General features: G+C 71.6%; 7 protein-coding genes and 1 riboswitch. Of the genes, 4 read left to right on the top strand and 3 right to left on the bottom strand.

Annotated elements, in window-relative coordinates:
* Nucleotides 1-137 precede the first annotated feature (137 nt).
* Both ACFW2Y_RS34345 and ACFW2Y_RS34340 read left to right on the top strand, forming a co-directional pair.
* Nucleotides 138-1,094: a FecCD family ABC transporter permease gene (locus tag ACFW2Y_RS34345; protein ID WP_384887243.1), complete on the top strand. Its 957-nt coding sequence runs from the start codon at nucleotides 138-140 to the stop codon at nucleotides 1,092-1,094.
* Nucleotides 1,091-2,179: a FecCD family ABC transporter permease gene (locus ACFW2Y_RS34340; protein WP_384887240.1), complete on the top strand. Its 1,089-nt coding sequence runs from the start codon at nucleotides 1,091-1,093 to the stop codon at nucleotides 2,177-2,179. Before ACFW2Y_RS34345 ends, ACFW2Y_RS34340 begins: the two co-directional genes overlap by 4 nt.
* Nucleotides 2,180-2,351: 172 nt before the next feature.
* Here ACFW2Y_RS34340 and ACFW2Y_RS34335 read toward each other — a convergent pair whose 3' ends face one another.
* The 3 genes from ACFW2Y_RS34335 to ACFW2Y_RS34325 all read right to left on the bottom strand — a co-directional run bounded on the left by ACFW2Y_RS34335 (nucleotide 2,352) and on the right by ACFW2Y_RS34325 (nucleotide 4,377).
* On the bottom strand, nucleotides 2,352-2,831 hold the full coding sequence (locus ACFW2Y_RS34335) for a hypothetical protein (protein WP_384887238.1): 480 nt from the start codon (nucleotides 2,829-2,831) through the stop codon (nucleotides 2,352-2,354).
* Nucleotides 2,832-3,076: 245 nt separating this feature from the next.
* The gene (locus ACFW2Y_RS34330) at nucleotides 3,077-3,661 is read right to left on the bottom strand and encodes a DinB family protein (RefSeq protein ID WP_384887236.1); all 585 of its coding nucleotides are present in this window, start codon (nucleotides 3,659-3,661) and stop codon (nucleotides 3,077-3,079) included.
* 140 nt (nucleotides 3,662-3,801) lie between these two features.
* A complete protein-coding gene (locus ACFW2Y_RS34325; RefSeq protein WP_384887234.1) occupies nucleotides 3,802-4,377 on the bottom strand; it encodes a histidine phosphatase family protein in 576 nt (191 codons plus the stop codon).
* 183 nt (nucleotides 4,378-4,560) lie between these two features.
* Nucleotides 4,561-4,640: riboswitch (cobalamin riboswitch) on the top strand.
* Nucleotides 4,641-4,699: 59 nt separating this feature from the next.
* Here ACFW2Y_RS34325 and ACFW2Y_RS34320 point away from each other — a divergent pair.
* A complete protein-coding gene (locus tag ACFW2Y_RS34320) occupies nucleotides 4,700-4,927 on the top strand; it encodes a CbtB-domain containing protein (protein ID WP_384887231.1) in 228 nt (75 codons plus the stop codon).
* Between the two features lie 14 nt (nucleotides 4,928-4,941).
* Nucleotides 4,942-5,748, top strand: coding sequence for a CbtA family protein (locus ACFW2Y_RS34315; protein WP_384887229.1), 807 nt, complete (start codon nucleotides 4,942-4,944; stop codon nucleotides 5,746-5,748).
* Nucleotides 5,749-5,780: the final 32 nt, after the last annotated feature.

The following is a 5,780-nucleotide window of genomic DNA, read 5'->3' as shown; positions in this document are numbered from 1 at the left end:
ACGTCCCGTTGATCGACAAGGCCGTCGCCACGGCCGGGAAGTAGCAGCAGCGCCCCGGCGGGACCACTCCCTCCCGGACCGGGCCGGGCCCCGCGTGCGTACGGCGGGGCCCGGCCCGGCACTTCACAGCCACCGTCCTGTGCCTGGTCCTGCTCGCGCTGGCGGTCCTCGCCAGCACGATGTTCGGCAGCAAGCCGACGTCCGCAGCGGACGTCCTACGGGTCGTCACCGGCGAAGAGGACGGATACCTCCGCACCGTCGTGGAGAGCCGTTACCCCCGCACCGCACTCGGCCTGCTCGCGGGGCTCTGCCTCGGGGTCGCCGGCACCCTCATGCAGGGCATCACCCGCAACCCCCTCGCCGAGCCGGGACTCCTCGGCATCAACGCGGGCGCCTCCGCCAGCATCGTCGCCGCAACCGCGTTCCTCGGCGCCGCCGGGCAGCGCGAAACGATCTGGTGGGCGCTCGTCGGCGCCCTGGTGACCGGTGTCGCCGTCCACCTCATCGGCACGGCGGGAGGCGGCGGCAGCCCGGTCCGGTTGGTGCTCGCCGGTGCGGTGCTCTCCGCCGTCCTGGCCGCGTTCATCCAGGCCGTCGCCCTGTCCCGGCCGCGGGTCTTCGACACCTACCGGTACTGGGTCGTGGGCTCGCTCGGCGGACGCGGTTTCGACGCCCTCTGGGCGGTCCTCCCGTTCGCCGCGGTCGGCTTCCTCCTCGCCGCACTCCTGGCCCCCGGCCTCAACGCCATGGCGATGGGCGACGACAAGGCGGCTTCCCTCGGCATCAGCCCGGTGCGCATCAAGGGTGCCGGACTGCTCGCCGCCACTCTCCTCAGCGCCGCGGCGACGGCGGCGGTCGGCCCCATCGCCTTCGTCGGACTCGCCGTCCCGCACGTCGTCCGGGCGCTCGTGGGCGCCGACTTCCGCTTGCAGATCGTCTTCACCTCGCTCGTGGGTCCGGCCCTGCTGTTGTTCGCCGACGTCATCGGCCGGGTCCTGCTCCGGCCGCAGGAGCTCATGGTCGGCGTCGTCACCGCCTTCGTCGGTGCACCCGCGCTGCTCTTCGCCGTCCGCCGCATGAGAGGAGCGACATGACGACCGCCGAACGGATCGACACCCCCTCCGTGACGCCGTCACGGCCCCTTCGACCCGCCGGTCGGGCCCTCCTGCGGATCGGGCCCCGGATCGCCGTCCCGATCCGCCGCCCCACCGTGTTGGCCGCCGCGGTGACGCTGCTGCTGCTCCTCGGGGCGGCCGTGGCGACCCTGTCGATGGGGCGTCTCGGCATCGACCCGGCCGACCTTCCGTCCGCCGTCATGGGCGAGGCCACGGGCAAGAACGCCTTCGTGCTGAACCGGCTGCGCGGTCCCCGGCTGGTGGTCGCCATCGCCGCCGGTGCCGCCTTCGGCCTGTCCGGCGCCCTCTTCCAGTCGGTCACCCGCAACCCGCTGGGCAGCCCGGACGTGATCGGCCTCAGTGCCGGCTCCGGGGCGGGAGCAGCCGCCGCGGCACTGTTCTTCCCCGACCTCGTGCCGGTTCCCCTCGGAGCGCTCCTCGGTGCGGTGCTCGCCATGAGCCTCGTCTACGTCTCCACCGGAACCGGGTTCCGCAATCCCGGCCGCCTGGTCGTGGCCGGGATCGGCGTGGCCGCGATGTCGACGGCACTGACCCAGTACGTCGTCTACGCCGTCGAACGGGACAAGGCCAGCGCGCTCACCGCCTACATCAACGGAAGCCTCGCGGCCCGTTCCTGGGACGACGCGGCCACCGTCTGGTTGATCCTGCTCGTCTGCCTACCGTTCGCGGCACTCCTGGCGCGCCCCCTGCGCATCGGAGAAATGGGCGACGACCTCGCCACCGGTCTGGGCACCCGTCCGGGCCGGACGGCGACCGCGGCGATCACCCTGTCGATCGTCCTGTCCGCCGGCGCGGTCGCCGTCGCCGGACCGATCGCCTTCGTCTCCCTGACGGCGCCGCAAATCGCCAAGCGGGTCACCCGGAGCGGCGGACCGCACCTGGTCATGTCGACGCTGCTCGGCGCCCTGCTCCTGGTCCTCGCCGATCTGACCGCCCAGCAGTCGCCGCTCTTCGACAACCTTCCGGTCGGCCTGTACACGATGGCCGTGGGGGGCGCGTACCTCGGCTACCTGCTGCTGCGGGAGTGGAGACGCCCGGCCTGACGCGTCCGCACCGATCGACCGGGGGCGGGAAGCACCCGTTGCTTCCCGCCCCGGCACCGTCCGGTGGGAGGGCTCGGTGGCCCACGGGTTCAGCGGAAGGCCAGCGGGACGGCCCCTCGACGGGACCGTCCCCTTCCCCACGGCCACCGGGGCTCCCGCGGCTCGGGAACCATCAAGCGCCGGCTGCGCGGGCCCAACGCTCCTGGATCGTGGCCAGCTTCTGGTCGAACTCCACATCGAACGCCCTGCTGGTGAAGACCCCGGGAATCGTGGGCGAACGCCCACTGACCCTTACGGCCCGGACGTCCCAGAAGGGACCGCCACGCGTGTGGTGCTCCCGCTTTTCGATTCGAGTGATCTCGCCCCAAGGAATCGAGCGCCGACTGACGAAGGTGTGGAACTTCATCCCCTCCGCGGTGAGGAGCGTCCGACCGTATCCACGGTTGACCATGGAGAAGACCGCGAGCACCCACACGAAACCGAAAACACCGACCCACCACCACCGCTCCGACGCCGGTGGGGTCAAGCCCGCCGCCAACGTCCCGCCACCGAGGAACACCGTCAGGAAAGCGGTCCACCACCGGTTCCTCCGCAACTCCTTGTCACTGAGACCGATCCACACATCGGGCGTGTCCATGACGCTCTTGACCATGGGGACACCTGAAGGGTTGTAACGCGTGGCGAGTTTCGAGAGCTTCTCGTAAGCAGGTGGGGCCGAGGAGGGGCCAGGAGGACGAGGAAGCGCCCCCTTGCGTCGGCAGCGGACGGCGAGACGGTGAGGAGGGCCAGTGCCGCCAACACCACGGGCCGGCCCCGGTCCGCTCCGTGAAACGGCGATGCCTGGTAGTGGGCGAGATGCCGAACGCCGGCGGCGGACACCCCCGGGCACAGCCACTGCTAGGCGTCGTTCGCCACCGCCGACCTGGCGGCCTGCTCGATCTTCGCGCAGTGGGCAGCACGGGTTTCCTCGTCGATCTGCTTCTCGTGTTCGGGACGCATCCCGGTCCGGCCGTCGAGGCCCTCGCGCAGGATGTCGGCGTGTCCGGCGTGCCGATTGGTCTCGCCGAGGACGTGGACCACGATGGCGAACAGGTTCGTGTTGGGATGAGGCTCCGGCCACCACGGCACGTGGCCGGGGGCGTCGAGCGGAAGCGCGTCGATCGTCGCGTCCGAGTGTTCCCACGTGCGCCGGTAGAACCCGGTGATCTGATCGCGGGTCTCGTCCTCGGTCGCCCACAGGTCGCTGCCGTCGTGGTCCTGCCACCGGGGCAGCGGTTCCGGGGAAGGGCGGTGGAAGACCTCGCCGAAGTACCTGGCCTCGACGGTGGCCAGGTGTTTGACCAAGCCGAGGAGGTTGGTTCCGGTTGCTGTCAGAGGTCGACGGGCGTCGTATTCGGACAGGCCGTCGAGCTTCCAGAGCAACGCCTTGCGGTCCCGCCGCAGTCTCTCGTGCAGGTTGGCTTTCGCGAATTCATCGATCACGCGGCGTGAGCGTGCCACGGGCTGCTCATCTCCTCAAGATCCCGCACCCGGTCCGCCACCACCGGCAGGTCGAGACCAGGCCGTGGGCGCCACCCCGGCCTGCGGCAAGAAGCTCGCCGCGTTCACCGCGTGAGACACGCCTAGCTGCCTTGCGCGAGCGGCTCGCCGGTGCGCAGGTTCCAACGGCCGGCGCGCCCGCTGAGGTGGACCGCGGCCAGGGGGCGGACGTCGAGGCGCCAGGCCGTCGCGTCCGGTACCGCGAGGGCGTGGACGGTCGCGGCACGGATCACGTCCGGTTCGACGACCGCCACCACACGCCCGGAGCCGTCCCGGAGGTCGTCGAGCCAGGAGCCGACCCGGACGCGCAGGTCCCGCAGGGACTCCCCGCCGTGGGGGGCCGCCGTCGGGTCGGACAGCCAGGCGGAGACCCCGGCGGCGTCCGCCTCGGCGACCTCCGCGAGGCCGCGGCCGCGCCACCGACCCATCGCACAGCCGGCGAGTTCGCCCAACGGGACCGCTTGCAGGCCCAGGGCCTCCGCCGTGCGGCGACAGCGACGGGACGGAGAGGCGTATGCGCGCGGGGAAGGACCGACTGCGGACGCGAGGGCCTCGGCCCGGGCGATGCTGGTCGGGTCGAGCGGACCGTCGTCATCGAACCGGACCTCGCGCAGCGCCTCGCCCGTCGCGGGCGAGATCAGGGTCAACCGGACTGTCATCAGGATCCTTTGCGGCAAGGGGTACGGCTGGCCCGTCGACGGACCGGTCGGCGGTCGACGGACCGGTCGGCGGGACTCTACCCCCGGAGGTGGCAGAGCGTGATCCCGGCCTCACGCCCTTGGCTGGAACCGCAGCACGCGGTACGGTCAGGCGACATTTGAACAGCGTGACGACGGCGAGACGGAAGCCCGGTGAGAATCCGGCACGGTCGCGCCACTGTGAGCCGCAACGTCCCGGAAGACGGCGTCGCGGTGAGTCAGACCCGTGGACCGTCGTCCTGCACCACCGTCTGGGACGCGAGTTCCCACAGGAGGTTCCATCATGGCCGAGGCCGTCGTCTCCCCCGCCGTTTCCACCCCATCGCTCACCGCACCGGCCCCGCTGCCCGTGCGTGCCGTCCTTCCCTGGGCCTTCTTCGTGGGCCTCCTCGCGCTGGTCGCGCTGTACTTCGTGGGCGCCGAGCAGGGCGCCACCTCCGTGTTCGCGGGCACCGACGTGCACGAATGGGTGCACGACGGTCGCCACCTGCTCGGCTTCCCCTGCCACTGAGGGGCGACCAGCACATGCACGCCTCGACTGTCAGAACCCTCCTGGTCCGCGGCATGCTCGCGGGCCTGATCGCCGGACTGTTCGCCTTCGCCGTGGCCTACGTGGTGGGCGAGCCCTCCGTGAACGGCGCGATCGCGGTGGAGGAGGCCCAGGGCGGGCACGAAGCCCACGCCGGTCACGAGGGCACGGCCACCTCCGAAGCCCCGGAGGAAGAGGAAGGCTTCAGCCGCACCACCCAGTCCACCTTCGGCCTGGCCACCGGAGTCCTGGTCTACGGAGTGGCGCTCGGCGGCATCGCCGCACTGGCGTTCTCCTTCGCCCTCGGTCGCATCGGCCGGTTCAGCCCGCGGGCGACGGCGGCGCTCACCGCCGCCGCCGCGTTCACCACCGTCTACCTGGTGCCGTTCCTCAAGTACCCGGCGACCCCGCCGGCCGTCGGAAATCCCGACACGATCGGGAAGCGCACCACCCTGTTCTTCCTGATGATCCTGCTCAGCATCCTCCTCGGGGTCGCCGCCGTGATCGCCGGACGACGCCTCGCACCGCGCCTGGGCAACTGGAACGCGACCCTGGCGGCCGGTGCCGGCTTCGTCGCCGTCACAGCGATCGCCTTCGTCGTCCTGCCGAACAACGACGATGCCGTCCAGGCCGGCTTCCCGGCTGCGCTGCTCTGGGAGTTCCGGGTTTCCACGCTGGCCATCCAAGCGGTGCTGTGGGCCGTGTTCGGAGTCGTCTTCGGCGTCCTCGCACAAAAGGCCCTGGCGGCCCGGGAGGAAACCGCCGGCAACGGAGTCCAGCTCGGGGCCCCCGCCGCCGGCTGATCCCGGACGGCCCCCGACGTTGCCCCGCACGC

It is taken from the genome of Streptomyces sp. NPDC058877 (assembly GCF_042742855.1).
Classification (GTDB): Bacteria; Actinomycetota; Actinomycetes; order Streptomycetales; family Streptomycetaceae; genus Streptomyces.
This window is presented reverse-complemented; position numbering and strand designations above follow the sequence as displayed.

Bases quoted from the DNA above. Each gene is read 5' to 3' on its own strand.
- ACFW2Y_RS34340 (WP_384887240.1), top strand. From the start codon at position 1,091: ATGACGACCGCCGAACGGATCGACACCCCCTCCGTGACGCCGTCACGG.
- ACFW2Y_RS34315 (WP_384887229.1), top strand. From the start codon at position 4,942: ATGCACGCCTCGACTGTCAGAACCCTCCTGGTCCGCGGCATGCTCGCG.
- ACFW2Y_RS34325 (WP_384887234.1), bottom strand. From the start codon at position 4,377: ATGACAGTCCGGTTGACCCTGATCTCGCCCGCGACGGGCGAGGCGCTG.
- ACFW2Y_RS34320 (WP_384887231.1), top strand. From the start codon at position 4,700: ATGGCCGAGGCCGTCGTCTCCCCCGCCGTTTCCACCCCATCGCTCACC.
- ACFW2Y_RS34335 (WP_384887238.1), bottom strand. From the start codon at position 2,831: ATGGTCAAGAGCGTCATGGACACGCCCGATGTGTGGATCGGTCTCAGT.